The following is a 20,566-nucleotide window of genomic DNA, read 5'->3' on the forward strand; positions in this document are numbered from 1 at the left end:
TTAATTTGCAAGTGCTATGATTTCAGCACCCTGTACATGCTCATTATATGTAAAAGGCTTTCGTACACCATAACCATCAACACAGTAAAAATTATATTTTAGCTCTTTTAAGAAATCGAAAATAAGCCTGGCATCTGCGTTCATCTTGAGCTGGTAATTCCGGTCATATTCAAAAATTATAGTGGGGCGAAAACGTAGTATCGTTTGTTTCAAACCTTTCAATACTTCATATTCATAACCTTCAACATCAATTTTTATAAAATTGATGTTTTTAAGTGCTATACTCGAAAGATAATCATCACCCTTCAGGCAGGTTATAAAGGTGTTTTTTTCTCCTTCGCTAAGGAGGTTATATGCTCCTGGATTTTTTGCTGATGGATCGATATGTATATCCATTTCCCTGTTTTCATTTCCTAAGGCAGCATTAACAGTGCGTATTTGAGTGAAGCTATTTAATGATAAATTATCCAATAAAGCATCGTAGTTGAATTGGATGGGTTCAAAGGCAAACACTATTCCATCAGGTCCGCAAAGTTCAGCAAAATACATCGTGTGGAAGCCAATATTGGCACCAATATCCATGACATAGTCTCCAGGGTTGATCAGTTTTTGATATTGTTTTTTTAAATAGGGTTCGTAATCACCAGTAAAATATATAGCTGCATCAATAAAGTTACCGGTATTTACATTTAAGCGAAAATTTCCAGACAATGGCCTGGTAATGGTGATTATTCCATGAAGGATATGACGTTTGAACAGTGATAGGAAAATTCTGAATTGGCCCTTAAATAGCTTCCTCCTTAAAATGAAGCGCAACAAACGATGTATAGATTTTTTAACCATTTTTTCTTTCCGCATTTGCTATTACTTCATTAAAAACTTCACACTGCTTACGGCACATGTTAAACGCTTCATAATTTTCAAAGGCTTTCCAATCGGTTTTCGCAGGTTGTTGTCTGCCTAGCAGTGCCCGATGTAAATATTCATACACTATCTTCTGTAAATGGATAGCATCTTCTTCCAACGGAATCACCGTGCCCGCCTGGCATTCACTAATAATTTGTGCGGCACTGCTTTCAGAGTGAAAAAAGGCCAGTATGGGTTTGTCAGATAAAATATAAGGAAAGATTTTAGACGCAGTATAGCTTTTATCTTCAGATCCCAGTATCATTAAATGATCAGCATTATCGAGTGTGAACAGGCTTTGATAAAAAGGTAAACGATCGGTTTGTTCATTTACATATGTTGAGATATCCATTTGTCGGGCAATGGGTTGAATAGTGGCAACTCCTTCTCCCTTGGGAGCGTAACTGGTGCCGATAAAGTGAAAGCGGGCATGTTTAAATAACCTAGGATGTGCTTTAAGCCCGGTTTGAAATGCCGAAAATAAAATTTCTGCAGCCTGTTTAAGATCGTGGCCGCCGCGGCCGACATATACAAAATTATAATTCGATGCGGTTTTTAGATAGGGTAGGTTGAATTCTGCGCGGTGTTTCCTTACCGTCTCGAAATCTGGAGGAAATGCGGCAAATGTGATTATGCGTTTTGGTAAATCATTTAATTGGGGATACCGCTCGGTCAGTGTATCTAAATAGCCTTTTGAAACACTGATCAACCCATCAACTTTTTGCATGGCAATAGGCTCTAAAAACTTGTTCAACCGATATGAAAACCAGTGCTTTTTCGGGCGTTCAATCTTCGATTTGTCCTGGTAGTATTCAGAACGCCAGGGATCCTGCATATCGATTATATACGGAACCCCGAATTTTTTTTTCCAGTACGGGCCTAGAATTAATACGGGGAATTGTGTAGTGCTAAAATAAATGAGGTCAAATTTTTCACTTTTGAGCAATTGATTCACCTTTCTCTTATAGAACCATAAAGCACGTAAAGCAATACTGCCTAAACCCACCTTACTCGTCCATTTTTTCGGCAAGGCCTTTACCTGGTGGATGGTTACGCTGGCAGGAATATTTTCATTCAAAAGGGTATCAGTCGGCAGGTCGGTATATTCCGGCTCTACCATTACCACCGCAGGTTCCCATCCATGGGAGGAAAAATAGGGCAGGCTCATTCTGATGCGTTGCATGTCTGCTGCGTTGATTGGTGGGAAATAGGGGGAAATGATCAGAAGCTTTTTCAACTGACAAGCGATTTGATAATGGTTAAAAATTTTTCCTGTTCCATCTCCCAGTTATACTTTGATTTTGCCAGTTTATATGAATTTTTCCGGTAAGTATTCAATAAGTCCCTATTGTTAAATAATTTGGTGATTATATTCGCTAGAGCAGTAACATCTCCTATTGGATACAATTCGCCAATAATGGTGTTTGATGTCATAAATTCTTTTTGTGCTTGCGTATCAGAAGCGATAATGGCCAGTCCGGAAATCAGATAGGTAAAGATTTTGTTTGATAATGCAATTTCATTATTTAAACAAAAACCAGGCTCAAGAGCTAAACCAATATCAAAATTATGCGCTAGTTCAAATATTTGATCAGCAGATATTGGTTTATAATATTTAATAACGAAGTTGGCTAATCCGTTAAAATAGATGGTGTCTTGAACTGATAAATTACCCAGCAAATGTAATTCAATTAACGGATTACCAACCAGATTAAGCGCTTCAATAATATCTTCCAATCCACGGTTTTTACCGATAGTTTGCGAAAACCAAAATAATTTTAATTGTGATACCTTTTTTAAATATTGATCTGATTTCGGACAAGGATTCGAAAATACATTATTGACTACGATTGGATGAATAGAAGGATATAAAATAGCATAATGTTTAGCAATTAAGGGGCTTGCAGCCGTTAAGTAGGCAGCATGTACCAAATATTTATCTTCTAAATATTTAGCTTTTTGAAAAGAAGGCCCGGCTAAATTATCATTATCTATTTGTCGATAGAAGTCTTCTGCATCAAATCCGTATTTACTATGATGTAGTTTAGCAAGTTTAGCCACTATGGGAAGAGCAGCTAGATTATGTCCAATATACAGATCTGCCTTAAAAAAAATAGCTTTAAAATACAGTAGCCAACTAACTCTATTATAGTTCCATTCAACAGGACTAACAAAATTTAATAGTTTCTGAATAATTCTTGTTAAAATATGTACTATGGACCCTGGTTTACCTCCAACTCTAATAAAATTTTTATCACTTTTCTTATTTAATTTTGAAGACCATTTATCTTTTTCACCGTAAATAACTTTAACATGATATCCGTATGCTAATAATACATCATATTCTTTTAATAGCCTTGGATTTTGTGTTGGTGGAAAAGGTGATAATAAAAGAATTTTTTTCATATTTTTAGTTTAGATTTTGCTTCTGTCCAATCCACAAACTCATCCACAATATCATAAAAGCCATTTTGTGATTCAGGGAAATCATTACATTCTATTCTTGTAATGATTTGTGGTAAGTTTTCATAAAATTTAGATGTTCTGTAAGGAGGATGGAGTGACCTATAGCCCAGGATCACTACCCTTAAAATCAATCCTTAACATTTGATCTGATTTCAGTTTTGAAGTTAAAATATCCTCAGGGAGTTTAAATGGTGGATTTCCTCTACATATTGTTTTTAGATACTGAATAATATTTGTTGCCCGGGTCTTATCAAGATTAATACTTGCCAAAATTAAATGTTTTACAAAGTAGTTTTGAATCTGGACCAGATAGTAAGCTCACTTCATACCCTTGATTAACATAGTCCTTAACAAACATATCTACCAGGCGTTCATGTCGCCATACAAGGGTAGAGGAATTGGAATTCCAGGATAAACTAAAATTCTCATTTAATATAGTGATTGATAAGTGTCGATATATTTCTGTGCACAAATCTTCAATGTTAAATTTTCTAAAATATACTGTCTGGGCTCGAAGTTATGATTTTGGAGCTGGTCAAGAAATTGAGGAAATAGCTCATTGAACTGGTTTATATCTCTAAACTTCAGTCCACATCTATTATCCCAGTATGGTACAGAACTCACGGGCTGAAACTTAACCTTTTCCGGGTAATAGTAAGGATCTTGCCAAAATCCGCCTCTATCCCATGCAAAAATTGGGGTATCTGTTGAAAGGATTTGCTGATAGGCAATGCCTTGCGTTTCGTGTTCACAAAGAAAAATTACTGCTTTACTCATCTCAATCACATCCCTTAGTTGGCTTGGTATATAATTGCCGTACTTGATAATGTGATAAGACAAATTCTTTTCTTTAAGAATTTTATAGATTGGATTAATAAGTTCGTCATTCACACTTTCGTAGTTCCATCTCACCTTATCATAGATGAGGAAATCATATTCTTTTGGCTTTTCGAAGGTTGGTTTCCATAGGTTACTATCAATACCAACTGCCCAACTTCTGACTTGAGTACCATAGTAAGGTTCACACATTTTTTTCATCCATTCACCAGGTACTAATATTTTTTTGACATTGGGATATTTTTGAAATAAGTCAGGACATTCGATTGGATGTGAGAAAACACCAGCACCAAACAGAATTGGATTTTTGAATCTTCTTTCAAATATTAGATGTGGCTTGCCGATAACCCCAATTAATTCTTCTGGATGTTGTTTAGCATATTTATAGTCGTTGAACCGATAGGGGATGTTTAATAGTTCCAGTCCCTTTATAAGCTCAAGCGCTACCATCATCACACCACCAGGTTTGGGTTTACCTCTCAGTATTCTGCGAATCCATCTCCTCGGATAACGATCAAATTTTATCCATCGATCTGGATCTGGTTCTGAATAGAAAAGATTAATTGCCTTCAAGGTGGTCTATTATAAAGTCGTTCGTTAAGTAGAATTCTTGGCTTTTTTATAAAAATATATTCCAATTGAAAATTTTAACTCTAGACTTTTCGCATCATCTTTGTTTAATTCTTATTACGTTCCAAAAACACTGCACTAATCTGATGGGTTGCCAACCGATTTTATTTGCGATACTGTTTGTGATTTTCCGACCTCCTACTTCAAGTTTATATGAGTATTTGATTTTTGGAAGTTCCTGTATGGCCAATTTATAAATTGAAAAATATCTAGGGAATGAACGTATTGCAATATTTATTAGTAAATGATAAACTGCTACCAAAGTTTCATTAGAACTGTTTTTATCAAGCAATAGCTTTTTTTTGATTAACGCCGAATCTAAACTACTTTTCAATGCTTGTCGAGAATCTTGCATAGATAAGCTTTTTCTTTCTTTGTATTTTCTGTAATAATTTAGAACATCATCGCTTAATATAATTCCGTCTGCATTTAGGGCAACCCTACAAAAATATTCACCATCGTCATCAGTGGTTAATATTTCATTCCATAATCCAGTCTTATCAATGACAGTTTTTGGTGTTAACCAAGAGTGAATAGCGATCATACCTGATTTTCCATTTTTTCCGTACAGATTGATGAGAAAATTATGGGTATCTGTAGTCGAGAAAAGGAAACTGCGATTATACTCGTCCGGTTTTGCAGAATAAGGGTACTCACCATCGTTGAAATGAACTGTTGGACAGATTGATACGAAATTTTTATTGTCTTCTAGTAACCTTATCTGCCGCTCAATCTTATTCTTACTTAGTAGGTCATCTGCGTCCAAAAACTGGATGTAATCTCCTTTTGCTTGGCTGAGGCCATAATTTCTTGCAACACTTGCACCTTGATTTGATTGACTATATACTTTTATCCAATCACACTCGTATCTTTTCGCAATTGCAAGTGATTTATCAGTAGAACCATCATCTATTAATATTATTTCTTTATATGGCCAAGTCTGATCAATAGCAGACTCTATGGTTTCTTTTAGATAAAGATCTGAATTATAAATGGGAATGATAATTGATACTAGCGGATTCATAGTTAAGAATTGAAAATCTTTAACCAGGTTTCTCTATTATTTGTATTTTGTGGTAATTGATTTTGTTTAAACCATGGTTGTTTTAAATATTGGATGTATAAATCCTCATTTTTATCAATTGTAATAATTTGTTCTATTATATCGCTAAAGTTTAAATTATTGAACTGTATGTTCATTTTTTGATTCCTAATTAATGTCTTCGTTTTCCTTTTAATTCTGTAAAATGGGCTTTTATAAAACTGCGGTCTATAATCATTAAAAGTTTGTTGACCCGTTAGCTCCGCGAATTTCACTAAGGTTGAACGACAGACTAAAGTGTGATCAGGAACATTTACAAAGCTGTTGGTATTAAAAACTTCACCAATATAGGGGTCTCCACAATAAATTGGAATGCTATTCACTTGCATTGCATCATAGAGCTTCTCAGTTTGATAGCCAGGATAGCTATAACTTTCAAAGGCTATAGTAAATTTATAAGATTCTAAAAATGCTCTTTTTCTATCCCAAAATGACCCATTATAAATTTTATCAATAGATAACATATTATTCATAGATTTTCCAGGTGCATCTACCTTTTTGTATTTGGAAAGTTGTTTGAAAAATTCTTCACGATAAAATACTGGATTAGAATAGAGAAAGTTGCAGAACTTGTTTTTTAATGAAATTATTCTATCTATTTCATTATCCGTTAAATTTTTAAGTAGGCTTTTAGGCTCTAAACCGTGCCATTGAATACGTTTATATCTGGGATGATTAATGTCAGTTTCTCTAGGTATTCCGAAAGCCCATTCACAGCAAGAAAAATCTGGACGAATATTTTCACAGAAATAACCTACTCGTATGTAATCACTGGATTTTTCTGGAATTTCATTTCCATAAGGTCCGAATATTATAAAATCTGGCTGTTCTGATTCGATAAAGTTGAAGTACTCATCAAGATAATTTATATCTAAAACTTCGGTCTTAAAATCGTTAAATGAAAGACCATTTTGAAATTTAATCTTTATATTTTTTTTAAGTCGATTTACTATCATTATTTATCTAAAATAAATAATTTCAAATATTTTAAATAAAGGATTAATCGACTTTTATGATTCCATTTAAAATCGAAAAAGTGTTGTTGCGCTGTAGTGTACAATTTTGTACGGAAACTTCTTACTGGCTTGGTGTCAATATTATTGATCGATGAGCTTTCTAAATGCTCCACTACAGAATTACACACTAATGCATGTGGAATATTATATTTTTTTAAAGTCATTCTATAATCATCGTCACAACACCAAAAAATAAACCGTTCATCCAGTAATCCAATTTGTTCAAACAGTTTTCTTTTAACAAATATACACCATCCAGCTAAATGTATTCCGTTAGTATAGCCATAAATCACATTATCACATTTTACAATATTTCTAGTACCATGAAAAGTCGGGCAATATGGGCTAGCACTCATCAAATTAGGGTCATTAACCATCGCATTTAAAATTGATGTTGCCCAACCTTTATGAAAAATCAAATCGTTATTACACAAGCAAATAAATTCGTTTGAAGACGACCTTATTCCAATATTTAAATATTTATGGAAACCAAAATTAACATCAGGATAAATAGTTAGAGTATTATCAAATTGATATGGTTTTAATAATTGATTTGATTCGATAACTATTATATTAAATTCTATAAAGCTTGCATTCTCTGATTTTAAGCAAGTACTAACACTTTGCTTTGTAAGTTCTTTAAGTTGATCACTCTTAGAGTAGCTTAAGATAATTACATCAATAAATATTTTTCTTTCGCTATTCATTTATTTTTTGCGACTAACACAAATTGTGGAAAGTGCATGTCATCAACAGATTTAAATGAAAAAAAATTTATTAATGATAAAAATTTAAAATGGTTACGATTAATTCCCTCTATTACTTGAATCTCATACCCCTGTTCTTCAAAAAGCCTAACCATACTTTTTTTAGTGAAAAATCTCAGGTGTGTTTTATCCATTACTCCTGCATCAACATATTCAAAATCTTTATATCTTAATAAAGAAAGTATAACTGGATAGTATCTAATATTTGGAATTGATGCAATCACACAACCATCAGGAAGCAAGTACTTTTTAGCAATTCTCAAAGCTTCATCAGGTTGGGACAAGTGTTCAAGCACATCATTAAAAAATATGCAGTCAAATTGCTTCGTTGCAAGCATTTCGATTGTTTCATCAAATACTCCACAATAAACCTTATCTAGGTTTTTTCTTGCAATTACCGCTGAATTTTCATCTGGCTCAACTCCCCAAACTTCACAAGAGTAATGTTGTTTTAATATTTGGCCGAAATTGCCAGTAGCGCAACCAACATCTAAAACAGTTCTAAAACTCTTAGGTAAAAACTTTAACATTTCTATTCGAGTATGGCTATAATAAGATACATCCTTTTTTAAATAAATTTCCTTCATGTGATTATATGATATTCTTTATGAGTTGAAAAGAAAAATATGCTAAATATTTCCATGTCTTATAATATAAAAAAGCTTGGCTAATGGTAAATATTTTTCGTATAGAGTTATAATAAATTTTCTTTTTAGATTCACCGTTTGTAATTAATATATCTGCCATCTCTCTAATGGTTTTCAGATCCCCATTAATTTGTTTAGTATAAGGCAGTGTAATAGATAGTAATGGTAACTTATTTTTCCATTTTTTATTAAATAAAAGTGCATTTTCAATCCATCTTTGGCTCATATCACCTATTGAATGATGTGAAATTAATATGTCGTAAACACAATACAATTTGTAATTTAACATAAAAATTTGCACACATATATCAATATCATAGAAATGAAATCCTGAAAATATTTTATTGTCAAAGGAAATTGAATTAAATAAATTCTTTCTAATACAAAGAAATACACCATCTAAAGTAACTACTCTTTTTTTGTTAGATTCAATACCATTATCATATTTACTTTTTATAGTAACTTTATTATCATTAACAATAGCCAAATATTCATTAACAAGTTCGCTACCCCACCACGAGCCTGTTTCTTTCGAAAGGTATGGGCTTCCTGCAATACCTATCGCTCCAGTATTAATATCTTTGAAATGATCTAATATTTTAATTCCCCAATCCTTACTATGAAAAATAATATCATCATGCATAAAGCATAAAATATCACCTTTACTTTGTTGTACACCAATATTGTATGCCTCAAATATATTATATATACCATCAGAATTATCAACCGTGATCAATTCAAATCTTAACCCAATTGATTTCTTAATATTTGAAAGTAACGTTTCAGAAATTTTGGGTGTTCTGGAGCAGATAATTAAGGATATCAATGATTTCTTAATAAAAAAGACTTTAGTGATTTTTTAATTTTTTGTTCAGTTTTATAGAGTATTTTGTTTTTAAAATGCATTATGTCGTTTTCATACATTATAAGTTCATCATTGAAACGATCAATAATATTGAAAGCGAATCTTTCTTTATACTCTATTGGGATAGTTTTAAGTAGATACTTATAAGCTTCAATTAAAGTCTTTCTTACAAAAGCTTTATCTTTAGTCATGCTATTTGGATTAATTCGATATAATGCGAATGGCTCGTTAAAGAATAGAAACTTAAAATTTTGTGATGATATTTTAACCCACATCACCCAGTCTTCCTTTGCTTCCAGAATTTCAATAAAAGTATCATTATTAAATACCTTTTTTCTAAATAGACCACAATGTATTGGTATATTAAATTTAGTGTCCCAACGGAACAAAATATCTTCAAATTTTAATAGATCTTGATTTAATATACAGAATGCAGGGGTAGGCTTTAAGGGGGTGGTGGTAAACATCATAAAGTTTGTAACGATAACATCTACCGTTGTTTGATTTGTAATTTGATACAAGGACAGCTCAATTTTTTGTTTATTGATATAGTCATCAGCGTCTAAAAATTGTATCCAATCACCATTAGCTATCTTAAGTCCAGCATTTCTTGCAGAACTTAAACCACCATTTAATTTACTTACACAAATAAATCTTTTATCTCTTTCGCACCACTCATTTGCTATATCCTGAGTATGATCTGTTGATCCATCATTTATTATTATACATTCCCAATTTTGATAGGTTTGATTTAAGACAGAGCTAAGGGCTTCTTCTAGATACTCTGCTTGATTATAACATGGTACAATAACTGAAACTAGGTAATTAGAATTTGTGTTATTAATCATGCTTATAATGATGTGTTCATTTGTCTTTTATTATTTCTATAAAATAATAGATTTTTTGCGGTAAACTTTAATTTAAGTAATGGACTTAAATTTTCAAAATATAAAGACTTGATTGATTTAAAAAGTAATACAGGATTATATTTAATACCTTTTAAAATGCAAAGTTGATAATACATAATTAGGCTTTGATGCAAAACTTTTCCTTCTATTAGATCTTCTTTTTTATTAGTACTAATAATAAGTGATGCATTTTCTATTAAAAAATCAAAAACTTCACTGCCAAAATCATCAGCTTCGATATTTTTTCTTATCAGTATAAAGCATATTTTGTTAAAATATTTTAGTGAAATTCTGTATGAGGTATTATTTTGTATTTCCTTCTTTCTTTGGCTAATTTGTTTTTCTTGTACTCTATATTTTAGCAATGATTGTTGTAGATTTCTAAATTTTGTTGTGAATATTAGCCTAGTCCATAATTCGTAATCTTCTGCTGTATAAAATGACTTGTTATATACTACACTCCCTTCTATAAAATTTTTTTTTCTGAACATAACGGTTGGATGTCCGATACAACAACCCATTAACAGAGTTCCTAATATTTCTTTTTGATTTTCAGGTAGATTAACTAAGATGTTATTATCGCCAAATGTTGTAAACATAGTACCACATACGCCTAAAGATTTATCATCTTCAAATGCCTTAATTTGAAAAATAAATCTATCCGGATGGGAGATATCATCTGCATCCATTCTTGCTATGAAATCACCTTTTGCAATCTGTATGCCATAGTTTAAGAGGGTAATAATCCCCTTGTGCTCTATATTTTCAAATAACTTTATTCTTTTATCTTTAAAACCTTTTATTATCTCAATTGATTTGTCTGTAGAAGAATCATCGAAGATTAATAATTCAAAATTATTATAACTTTGACTTAGGATACTTTCTATAGCTTCTGCTACAAAATCTTCAGCATTGTAGACTGGCATTATAACAGAAATAAGAGGCTTATTAATCATATTAGATACTTATCCATTCTTTAGGTAAAATATTGATGTCAACATTATTAAACCACTTTTTAGGTGCGACTACGATCTTTTCAGGATTTGCATTCAGCCAGGCCCCCCACCAGCTAAAGCTGCTGTTTGCTATGATCTGGTGTTTACATTTTGAGATGAGATACATATCTTCCCAAGCCTGTTTAGTTCCAGCTATAATATGTTTATTATCTATAAATGACAGGTTATGTTCACACCATTCAGGATCATCAGAAAAAATATAAAATATTAGGTTTTCTACTTTGGACTTAATACGTTCAATGCCTTGTTTATAATAATTTAGAGGTAGTATTCCATGGTAACTCTGAATTTCCGGCTTGGTATAATCTCCTCTACGGATATGTATAGCGACAGGATTTGTAGTTGATAAAATATTTAATTCAATTTCTTTTGACAGTTTTGATAATTCAGGAAATGTAAATTCATCCATTAAAATATTCCGGATGTCTTGAAAAATGAGTGGGTTTTGAAAATAACCGTCTAAGTAGAGGTTTGATGAATTGTTATTCAGAAAATCAAAAATGTTTTCATCTTTTACTTCCTGGTATCTTGGTGAAAGCATTTTAAAAATCTTTCTGTTTGAACGAATTAATCTGATAAAATAGGGGTTTGAAATGTGAGTCTTCGTTCTTTTAAAAATGTCCAGTTCAAACTGACGTGCGGTGAAAGAATCTGTCGTGATATTATTCTTATTCAGGAAAGAAAAATCCAGATATACTTTCCCAGAATTAGATAAAGTTCTGGCAGCCGCATACTGAAACATTTGGTTACCAAGACCTCCCTGTAATTTTACTATAATCATTTTATAGAAAAGGTATGCTCCTCATTTTTAATTATAGAATTTATTCGTAGTTGTCTTTAAATAACTATGCAAAGAGATAGATTTAATATAATTGGGATAGGTATCTGGTAGTGTATTTACATTAAACCAGTAGGCTAATGAAATATTTTTACGATGGTTCTCGTATATATAATTACCATATAATTCATATTCTGAAAAACCAGAATTACTTGAATAATCATTATATGTTATAATTGCTTCGTCCCATTTGCAATTATGCATCTTTTCAATTTTTTGTTTTAATTCAGTAAGTATAGATTTATTAAATATCATGTAATGTGTAATAAAAGAAAGTGGTGATGTTGTTTTTCGCCCCAACATTTTTTCATATACATTATGGTATGGTTCATGCCTTTCTTCAGATTGATCTATTATAAATTTATTCTTTCTTATAAAAATCCTGGGTCTTACAAAGGACGTATCTGCATCCAATATTAAAATGTTATCCATTTGGCAAATGGAGTCTGAGTTCAATTTAAGAAGTTGTTGAAATAGCCATCCAGATCTATCTTGATTGTTGTGTTTATAGACAATTCTACTTTTATTATAGCCAAGCATGCTATTCTCATCTATAAAAATTAAACCCTCATTTTGACAAAAAGTTAATAAAGAATGATCTGCTGTACTAACAATATATATGTTATTTATAGGATGTTTGATATTTTTATTAATGCTATCAATTACTCTTTTTAAGGATTGACTATCTTTTGAAGAGATTGGTATAAAAACATCAAGTGGGATATTACTTGAAACATTTCTTTTTAAGTTGCTATCCAAATTAAACAAAGGTAAATAAACTTTGATTTTCCATAATGCCCGATTTCGTTGATTTCGAGTTAATGGTGAAGAAATCATAAAATGAGAATCAAAGCCACGAATTTTTCTCAAATGCTCCAAAAATGAAATTATAATCGCGTTAAAAAGTTTAAGGAAGAAGTTAATTCCTTTCATCATTTTAACAAAGATTTTATCTTGTTTTTTATTCGATTAAAAATTTTAGGTTGTGTGATGTCTGCTCGATTTAGTGCTATAACTTCTTCTATTTTACCTTTTGATGCGAATTTGTTATTTATAAAAACAGCATCTGCAGAAAAACTACTTTCATTGAAAAGCTGAATAAATGAAAAATTATTGTCTTCGAGAAATTGCTTTATATTTCTAAATAAAGGTTGCCCCGAATATATCTCCATAAACTCAACCTCTGTAAAAATCAATTTTACTGAACTTAGTTTATCTTCAAAACCTTTTAATGCCAATAATTCAGAGCCTTGGATGTCCATCCATAAGAGATCAATCTGATCAATGTTTAACTCATTAATGATACTGATTGGTTTTTTAATAGGCACTTCTACTTCATCTTGGTAATATTGTTCGACCGGATAATTACCTGAAGCTTTAAAAATAGACGATGCGCCTTGGTTACCATCTTCCCAGGTTGTAATAGTTTTTTCTTTATTAATAGGATAAAACGTAATTGTACCATCGTGATTTCCAACCGCAGATTCAATTAATTTAATATTAGAATTACTTTTAACTTTTTCTCTGCATTCAGATAAAGTGTTGGGATTACATTCGAAACAGATAATTTTAGCATTTGGAAAATTTATTGACATTTCTAAACTATCTTCACAATAGCGTGCTCCAAATTCAAAGATTGTAAATGGCTGGGAATTAAAGAAATGATAATAAAGGTCTTTAATTTTTAAAATGGATTCTGTATTTGGTTCAGGAATATGCAGCATATTGATGTTAAATTATTTGGGTCCAGGTTAAATTTGGTCGAACAACGCCGTGCATTTTTCCGCGATAGCTATTGTCTCTGGTGGGAGAGTTGTAATTTTCATTAACTTCAAACATAACTTCAGTTTGTAAGTGTATGTGAATAGGGTTCGATGATGTGATTCCTAAAGTGAAGATATATTTCATATTATTAAATAAATCTTTTGGAAACCATACACTCCATTTTTTTATACCTACTGTATAATCATTAGTTTCTTTAACAATATGAAATACCTCGATACGATCTTCTGTTGAAATAAGAAAGCTTAGATCTGGCTTATAAGAACTGTCTGAAATTTCATATTCTATGTAAGCTCCAAAATCCTCGCAGACATCAAAGTTTGTTAATGGGGCACCTTTTGCATCGATAAAAAAAAGCTTTAGTAATTTTACGTATTTATCCTTTACTTCATTATTCCTATTATAAAAGTAAGAGTTAGACTGATTAGCTTCTTCTTGATATTTTGCTATCACAGTTTCAATTCCACTATTCGTAACAATCAGACCATTCTCTAAAAGAATACCTTTATTGCAGAGTTGCCTTATACTATTAATATTATGGCTCACAAACAGCACCGTCCGTCCTTCACCCTTACTTACTTCGCCCATCTTGCCTAAACACTTTTTCTGAAATTCTGCATCACCTACAGCCAGTACCTCGTCTACTATCAGGATTTCAGATTCCAGGTGTGCGGCCACGGCAAAGGCCAGTCGCACGTACATGCCTGATGAATACCGTTTCACAGGCGTATCCAGGTAGCGTTCAATTCCGGCGAAATCGACAATTTCATCCAGTTTGCGCTGGATTTCCCTTTTACGCATGCCCAGGATAGCTCCATTCAGGAATATATTTTCCCGGCCAGATAGCTCCGGATGGAATCCCGTTCCTACTTCCAGCAAGCTGGCAATCCGGCCTTTACCTGAAATTTTTCCGGTCGTGGGGGCTGTAACTTTGCTTAAAATTTTAAGGAGTGTACTCTTTCCAGCGCCATTACGGCCAATAATACCAACAGCATCGCCTTTTTCAATCTCGAAATTAATGTCTTTTAAACTCCATACTACATCACTTTCACTTTTTGTGTGCTGATTGTTGCTTTCCCCGATTCGCAGGAAGGGATCTTCTTTTCCACGCATCCTGGCATACCAGCGTTCCAGATCCCGGCTGATGGTGCCGGTACCGATTTGACCTAACTGGTAAGCTTTACTGAGGTTTTCTACTTTTATGGCGATGTGTGACAACAAGATATGGGTGTTAGCGTATGTGTTGATTAATTTAGATTAGTGATGTACAAATGTCAGTTCTTACCATTGAGCTGTGAATTTCACAGATGGGTAAGTTTAAGGATAATATTTTCTATCTGATGTCTGTACAATATATAATCCTCCTGACTAAGTTAATATAAACGGGCTAAATCATTGCCATTTCATTACTGCCTGGTTACTCCTGCTTTACCTTGCAGGTAACCAAAGGGTAAGCAGGGGGTTAACAAAGGGTTACCAAAGAGTTACCAAAGGGTTAACTAAGGGTTAACAAGGGGTAGAGAAAGGGTAAACAAAAGGTAAACCCAATGAAATGATTTAAGGTTCAAACGTAGTAGAATAGCCATATTGGTGTAATGAGTCTTCTGTTCAAATGCAATCTTCCCGGATCTTTCAGCTAAGCATACTCCCATACTGTTCACTGATCTTTTGATCTGACTGGTCAGGCCAAAAGTCTCTTCTTTTGGAAATTTTTTAGTCAGTTGGATATGTCTTTTCTGAGCAACATTGATCATGTCCAAACTTCCAGTTTCTCCACTAAATAAACGTGCGTCATCTTTATTATAGACGAATTAATAAATAAAGGATGATCACTTATTATATAATATTAGTCAAAATTCTAACCATCTAATCCACTTCCCTTCCTAAACCGTATCCACAAAATTCCGTTCTACTTTATTGAAAATGACCACGCCGAAAAGGAGCAGGGTAGCGGTAAGGCCGGTGGCATAACCTAAACTTCCCCAGCTAAAGCTTCCTTCACCCAGAAATCCGTACCGGAAGGTTTCAATAATGGGTGTCATGGGGTTATATTCAATGATCCAGGCATATTCAGGATATTTATTTAAAGCTTCTGATAGCGGATAAATCACGGTGGTGGCATACATTAAAAGCTGCACGCCAAAGGTGACCAGGAAAGCCAGGTCGCGGTATTTGGTTGTCATGGCTGAGATCATCATGCCGGTACCTAATCCCAGTAAAGCCATCAGCACCACTATAACAGGAAAGAGCCAAATCGCCCAGGTGATATGGAAGGCCGCACCCGTAAAATGGTAATAGGCCATCATCAGCATAAACAGCAACATCTGTACGCCGAAACGCACCAGGTTGCTCACCACAATGCTGAGCGGCATGATCAATCTGGGGAAATATACCTTCCCGAAAATACCGGCGTTATCTTTAAATACGGTAGATGTTTTAGTCAAACAATCTGCAAAATAATTCCAGGCGGTAATGCCGGCCATGTAGAACAAAGGTTTAGGCAGTCCATCGGTGGATATGCCCGCCAGGTTACCAAAAATAAAAGTAAAAATAATGGTGGTAAACAAGGGTTGAATGAAAAACCATAGCGGACCTAAAATGGTCTGTTTGTAAAAGGAAACAAAATCGCGACGCACCAGCAGCCACAATAAATCGCGATACGCCCAGATCTCACCAAACTTCAGGTCAAAAAGCGAAGCTTTTGCTTCAATGGTCCAGCTGTACTCTTCTTTATGCTCCATAAACAGATAAAACTGTGTAAAATTGGTAGTCAGGATTCATCTAATTGGATAATAGATTAAGAAAGTTTATTCTGTATTGTTCAAAGTTAAAAGCATTTAAACAGGCTTGCTGTAAGCCCGAGGCATCAGCAGTGGATTTTGAATCTTCCAGTTGTTTAGAAATGGCTGTTTCAATTTCATGTATATGATGCGGATCAACAAAGCAGCCAAGTTTCCCGTTCAGGAGGGCGTTCCGGCTACCATCAGCATTTCCGGCGATGGAAAACCGACCACAGGCGGCCGCTTCTATGAAAGCAATCCCAAAACCTTCACCCTGGCTGGGCATGATAAATAAATCGGACAGCAGGAAATAATCCTGCAAAGCTGTTTCTTCGAGAAAACCAGTGAGTATTACCCTATGGGCCAGGTGATGCTGTTCAATTAAGGTCAATACCCTTTTCTTTTCCGTATCATCGGCTTTACCTGCCAAAACATAAACCACTTCTTCAGGCAGATTTTTTAATGCCAGAATCACCTGATCATAACCCTTATATTGTTCATGTGAAGAAAGACGGGTTAAGGTAAAAAGTATTTTATTGGATGTGGAAAGCCGATACTGTTGAAGCAGTTTACCTGGTTTTTCAAAATGGGTTGGTATAGGAAAGAATGGATCCAGGCCATTAGGGAGTACCTTAATCATTGATGGATTTAACTGATGTGTTTTTTCGATCTGTTGTGCCGTAAAGTGGCTGACTGCCCAAATTTCTGTGTGTTTACGAAGAAACGTTGTTTTCCATTTAGGCAGTTTCTCCCAAATTTCAATACCATGGGCCAGCAGAATGATTCGCTTTTGCGGCTGAATTTTTTTCAGGATCCAGGCAAATAGTAAAAGATTAATGTGACTGAGCAGGATGGTGTTTGCCTTGCGGCCTAATCTGATGGTATTGAGCAGAAAGGCTAAACGTTTTCCGCGCAAGCCTTTAAAATCTCCGGTGTTTACATAACGCAGATCCGGCTGATCATCGTAGAGACTCATTAGCTGATGCGTATTATTTTTTGTGATGTTTAAATCACTAAGAATTTTACTGATGCACCGGCATACCTTTTCTATCCCACCTGTTAGGCTGAAAGTATGTAAACTTAAAAATAACACCTTTTCACTTTTCAATCCGCTATTCCCCAATTCTATTCTCTATTTCCCATTCTGACTATCCCTTAACCCTTTTTACATACCTGGTAGAGCGCAAAGGCTTTAGACCAATGTATCTTTCCGGATTTAAATCTTTCCATCAGGTGCCTGGCGAAATCATGATCGGCATAAATCTGTTCATTTGTAATCTGTCCGCCTTGTATAAACCACTGTTGAAGCGGAAAACTGAAACCCATTTTAGGCCGTTTCCATATTGCTTCAGGCAGGATTTTTTTAAACGCCTGGATTAACAAACCTTTCTTTTCTGCAGGAAAGCGTTGCGGGGTAGCGATGCTATTGATGGTTTCTAAGAAATGCTGATCAAGGAAAGGTACGCGGACTTCTACTCCGTGGCTCATGCTCATAAAGTCGGTATCTTTTAACAATTGGTTTTGCATAAAAATACGGGTCTCCAGCCATGAAATCCTTTCTGCACCACTTAAAGCATTTATTTCTTCATCCATAGGAAAGTTTTCAAACAACTGATCAATTTCTTTTTTTTCGATATTTAATATTCGGGCGATGGTTTCCGGAGTAAAAAATCCCCTGAGAAAAAGATATTCTCCAATCGGATTCCGGTAGCTGAGGTAATATATTCTTTTCAGTTTTTCTGAAGGCAGCCGGTTACATAACCTTAAAAGAAAGCGGGGTATTTTTTTTAATATATTGATGATCTTCATTCTGCTGAATGACGGGTATCCGCCAAGCAGTTCATCAGCACCAACTCCGGATAAAACAGCCTTTAAGCCATTTTCTTTGGCATATTTATTTACAAACCACGAATTGATGCCATCATTGGTGGGCTGATCCATTGCCCCCATAATTTTTTCAAAGTCTGCATCAAAATCCTGTGCTTCAATCAGGTAAGTGCGATGAATGCCACTGGTTTTTGCGGTAATGATTTTTTGATATTTTTCTTCAGAGAAAGCCTGATCCGTAAAATTGACAGATAAGCTTTGGAGGTGTTTACCCGTGTGTTGATTGGCGAGCAGGGTAATGATACTGGAATCTATGCCGCCACTCAAAAATACCCCAATGGGGGCGTCGGCAATCAGATGGCGATGAACTGCCGCCTCAAGGCTTTTACCCAAGTTGGCCGCAGCCTCTAAGGAAGACGTTACGGATGGGGAAGGGGGGCTTTGTTCAAAAGAAATGATTTCATGAAGCTGTTGCTGATGATCCCATTTCAGATAATGCCCGGGTTTTAATGAAAATACATCCTGCAACGTTGTAAAAGGTTGGGGGATATGTCCAAAAGCCAGGAAATACATTTTCCAGTCCTTATTTTCAATAAATGGATAACAGGTTTCTTTAAAGGCTTTTACTTCAGATGAAAAGATCAGCCGCTGATTTTGAATGGCGTAATACAGGGGTTTAATGCCTGATTGATCCCGAACCAGGTAACTAAGTTGTTTGGAGCGGTCATACAGTGCAAAAGCAAACATCCCGTTAAGTTTCCTAAAACCATTTACACCCCAGGCTTGATAAGCGGCCAGGATTACTTCAGTATCACTCTGGGTATGGAAGGGGTAGCCCGCTGCAGACAATTCTTTTTTCAATTCCGGAAAATTATAGATTTCGCCATTGAAGGTGATGACTAATTTTTCTTCCGGTCCGAACATGGGCTGGTGTCCGCCGGCAGTGAGGTCAATAAGGGCCAGTCTGCGATGGCCAAAGCCTAAACCTCCAGCCTCATCAGTGTAAAATCCTTCATCATCAGGTCCACCATGGCGCATAACATCGCACATCTGCTGTACATCCTGCCTGAGTTGATCAGGATATGCTTTTTTATCTATGACACCCGCAATTCTACACACGCCCCAATTTTTATGCTCCTGGTTTTATCCAGACCAGATATTTCAAAGTTATTTTTTGATGGATTGAAGTCATTTTATGCCGGCCTGACACAGCTTCGCCCCTTCAGTCACATTTTCTTAAAAAAAAATGAACTGACGAGTATATTTAAATCTGATGCCCGGAGTTTCAATTCCAAAAGGTTTACCCTTTGCAAAACTAATCAATAAGGAGGTTAACTATTAATCCTTTTGTGTTTTTCTATTAATGATTGACCTTAATCTTTTCATGTATCCCACAGGCTTTAAGCCCAAATATGCTAAATCTGTGCGAAAACCGGGTACTTGCAAAGAAGTATTTACAAGCGATTTTATTTTCATTTAAATGAAAGCAACAGATTTCTTGTTAAATATGTATTTCCAGAATTACAAAGGTGATACAAATGCCATTGAGGTATTGATTTCGATGGAATAACCGATATTATCCAGGCGTAATATGATGCGTTGTTTGTTATGGATGGAAACCAGCTCTCCTGCCATATCTTTAAACGGTCCGGCTTTAACCCATACCTTCTGCCCTGGTTTAATGTCATGATCAAATACCTCCAGGTCTTGTTCCGTTGCGAGTAATAATTTTAAATGTTCAATTTGCTGGCTGGGCATAGCAGCGATATGTCCTGAAAAATAGAGGAACCTGGCAATGCCATTGGTCATCATTACTTCTGCGTATTCCTTACTGGAAATATAGACAAAGAGATATGACTTCAGGAGGGGTTCTTTAACCCATTTCTTGCGGTCGCTCCATTGTTTCAGGGTTTTCCTGAGCGGAAGGTAAGCATTAATCCCTTTCCGGATTAGTTCTTCGTATGCTTTTTTTTCTGCTCTTGAGCGTGTATAAACAGGATACCATCGGTAATTATTGTCGATCATGTCTGAAATTAAATGCCGTGATAAGTTTCAATCTGCCTTTCAGCTTTTTCTCGATAGGAAAGGGATGTATCATCATTTTTTTTGAAACCTGAGTGGTGATATTTTTTAGTATAAATCTGAAAATTGCCCCTAAAATTGTTTATGCCAAAAGCCA

Annotated in this window: 20 protein-coding genes; all 20 read right to left on the reverse strand. The window is 34.5% G+C overall.

Annotation, left to right across the window (positions count from 1 at the left end):
* Positions 1-858, reverse strand: a complete 858-nt coding sequence (locus OQ267_RS14580; RefSeq protein WP_265836510.1) for an FkbM family methyltransferase — start codon at positions 856-858, stop codon at positions 1-3.
* A complete protein-coding gene (locus tag OQ267_RS14585; RefSeq protein WP_265836512.1) occupies positions 836-2,143 on the reverse strand; it encodes a glycosyltransferase in 1,308 nt (435 codons plus the stop codon). The genes OQ267_RS14580 and OQ267_RS14585 overlap by 23 nt, the downstream gene beginning before the upstream one ends.
* Positions 2,140-3,312, reverse strand: coding sequence for a hypothetical protein (locus OQ267_RS14590; RefSeq protein WP_265836514.1), 1,173 nt, complete (start codon positions 3,310-3,312; stop codon positions 2,140-2,142). The genes OQ267_RS14585 and OQ267_RS14590 overlap by 4 nt, the downstream gene beginning before the upstream one ends.
* A 489-nt stretch (positions 3,313-3,801) precedes the next feature.
* Entirely contained in the window at positions 3,802-4,782 is a 981-nt protein-coding gene (locus OQ267_RS14595; protein ID WP_265836515.1) for a hypothetical protein, read from the reverse strand.
* A 94-nt stretch (positions 4,783-4,876) separates the two neighbouring features.
* A complete protein-coding gene (locus OQ267_RS14600; RefSeq protein ID WP_265836516.1) occupies positions 4,877-5,863 on the reverse strand; it encodes a glycosyltransferase family 2 protein in 987 nt (328 codons plus the stop codon).
* A 2-nt stretch (positions 5,864-5,865) separates the two neighbouring features.
* Complete coding sequence (locus OQ267_RS14605) at positions 5,866-6,897, reverse strand: glycosyltransferase family 10 domain-containing protein (RefSeq protein ID WP_265836517.1); 1,032 nt, start codon at positions 6,895-6,897, stop codon at positions 5,866-5,868.
* Positions 6,897-7,664, reverse strand: coding sequence for a glycosyltransferase family 2 protein (locus tag OQ267_RS14610; RefSeq protein WP_265836519.1), 768 nt, complete (start codon positions 7,662-7,664; stop codon positions 6,897-6,899). Before OQ267_RS14610 ends, OQ267_RS14605 begins: the two co-directional genes overlap by 1 nt.
* A complete protein-coding gene (locus tag OQ267_RS14615) occupies positions 7,661-8,311 on the reverse strand; it encodes a class I SAM-dependent methyltransferase (protein WP_265836520.1) in 651 nt (216 codons plus the stop codon). Before OQ267_RS14615 ends, OQ267_RS14610 begins: the two co-directional genes overlap by 4 nt.
* 4 nt (positions 8,312-8,315) lie before the next feature.
* Positions 8,316-9,197, reverse strand: a complete 882-nt coding sequence (locus tag OQ267_RS14620) for a glycosyltransferase (RefSeq protein ID WP_265836521.1) — start codon at positions 9,195-9,197, stop codon at positions 8,316-8,318.
* Positions 9,194-10,084 (reverse strand): glycosyltransferase family 2 protein, encoded by an 891-nt coding sequence (locus OQ267_RS14625; RefSeq protein WP_265836522.1) that lies wholly within the window; start codon positions 10,082-10,084, stop codon positions 9,194-9,196. The genes OQ267_RS14620 and OQ267_RS14625 overlap by 4 nt, the downstream gene beginning before the upstream one ends.
* Before the next feature lie 2 nt (positions 10,085-10,086).
* Positions 10,087-11,100: a glycosyltransferase family 2 protein gene (locus OQ267_RS14630; protein WP_265836523.1), complete on the reverse strand. Its 1,014-nt coding sequence runs from the start codon at positions 11,098-11,100 to the stop codon at positions 10,087-10,089.
* A gap of 1 nt (position 11,101) precedes the next feature.
* Positions 11,102-11,941 carry an alpha-1,2-fucosyltransferase gene (locus OQ267_RS14635; RefSeq protein ID WP_265836524.1) on the reverse strand — a complete coding sequence of 280 codons (840 nt, stop codon included), beginning with the start codon at positions 11,939-11,941 and terminating at the stop codon, positions 11,102-11,104.
* 27 nt (positions 11,942-11,968) lie between these two features.
* On the reverse strand, positions 11,969-12,934 hold the full coding sequence (locus tag OQ267_RS14640; protein WP_265836525.1) for a DUF6492 family protein: 966 nt from the start codon (positions 12,932-12,934) through the stop codon (positions 11,969-11,971).
* Positions 12,931-13,722 (reverse strand): FkbM family methyltransferase, encoded by a 792-nt coding sequence (locus OQ267_RS14645; RefSeq protein ID WP_265836527.1) that lies wholly within the window; start codon positions 13,720-13,722, stop codon positions 12,931-12,933. Before OQ267_RS14645 ends, OQ267_RS14640 begins: the two co-directional genes overlap by 4 nt.
* A gap of 7 nt (positions 13,723-13,729) precedes the next feature.
* Complete coding sequence (locus OQ267_RS14650; RefSeq protein WP_265836530.1) at positions 13,730-15,001, reverse strand: polysaccharide ABC transporter ATP-binding protein; 1,272 nt, start codon at positions 14,999-15,001, stop codon at positions 13,730-13,732.
* A 278-nt stretch (positions 15,002-15,279) separates the two neighbouring features.
* Positions 15,280-15,534, reverse strand: a complete 255-nt coding sequence (locus tag OQ267_RS22465; protein ID WP_265836532.1) for a four helix bundle protein — start codon at positions 15,532-15,534, stop codon at positions 15,280-15,282.
* A gap of 129 nt (positions 15,535-15,663) precedes the next feature.
* A complete protein-coding gene (locus tag OQ267_RS14660; RefSeq protein WP_265836534.1) occupies positions 15,664-16,521 on the reverse strand; it encodes an ABC transporter permease in 858 nt (285 codons plus the stop codon).
* 40 nt (positions 16,522-16,561) lie between these two features.
* On the reverse strand, positions 16,562-17,536 hold the full coding sequence (locus OQ267_RS14665) for a glycosyltransferase family 4 protein (RefSeq protein WP_088300104.1): 975 nt from the start codon (positions 17,534-17,536) through the stop codon (positions 16,562-16,564).
* Between the two features lie 179 nt (positions 17,537-17,715).
* A complete protein-coding gene (gene asnB / locus OQ267_RS14670) occupies positions 17,716-19,506 on the reverse strand; it encodes an asparagine synthase (glutamine-hydrolyzing) (RefSeq protein WP_265836536.1) in 1,791 nt (596 codons plus the stop codon).
* A 402-nt stretch (positions 19,507-19,908) separates the two neighbouring features.
* Entirely contained in the window at positions 19,909-20,412 is a 504-nt protein-coding gene (locus tag OQ267_RS14675) for a UpxY family transcription antiterminator (RefSeq protein WP_265836538.1), read from the reverse strand.
* Between the last annotated feature and the right edge of the window lie 154 nt (positions 20,413-20,566).

Origin of the sequence: Pedobacter sp. MR22-3, from assembly GCF_026240075.1 — a bacterium.
Lineage (GTDB): Bacteria > Bacteroidota > Bacteroidia > Sphingobacteriales > Sphingobacteriaceae > Pedobacter.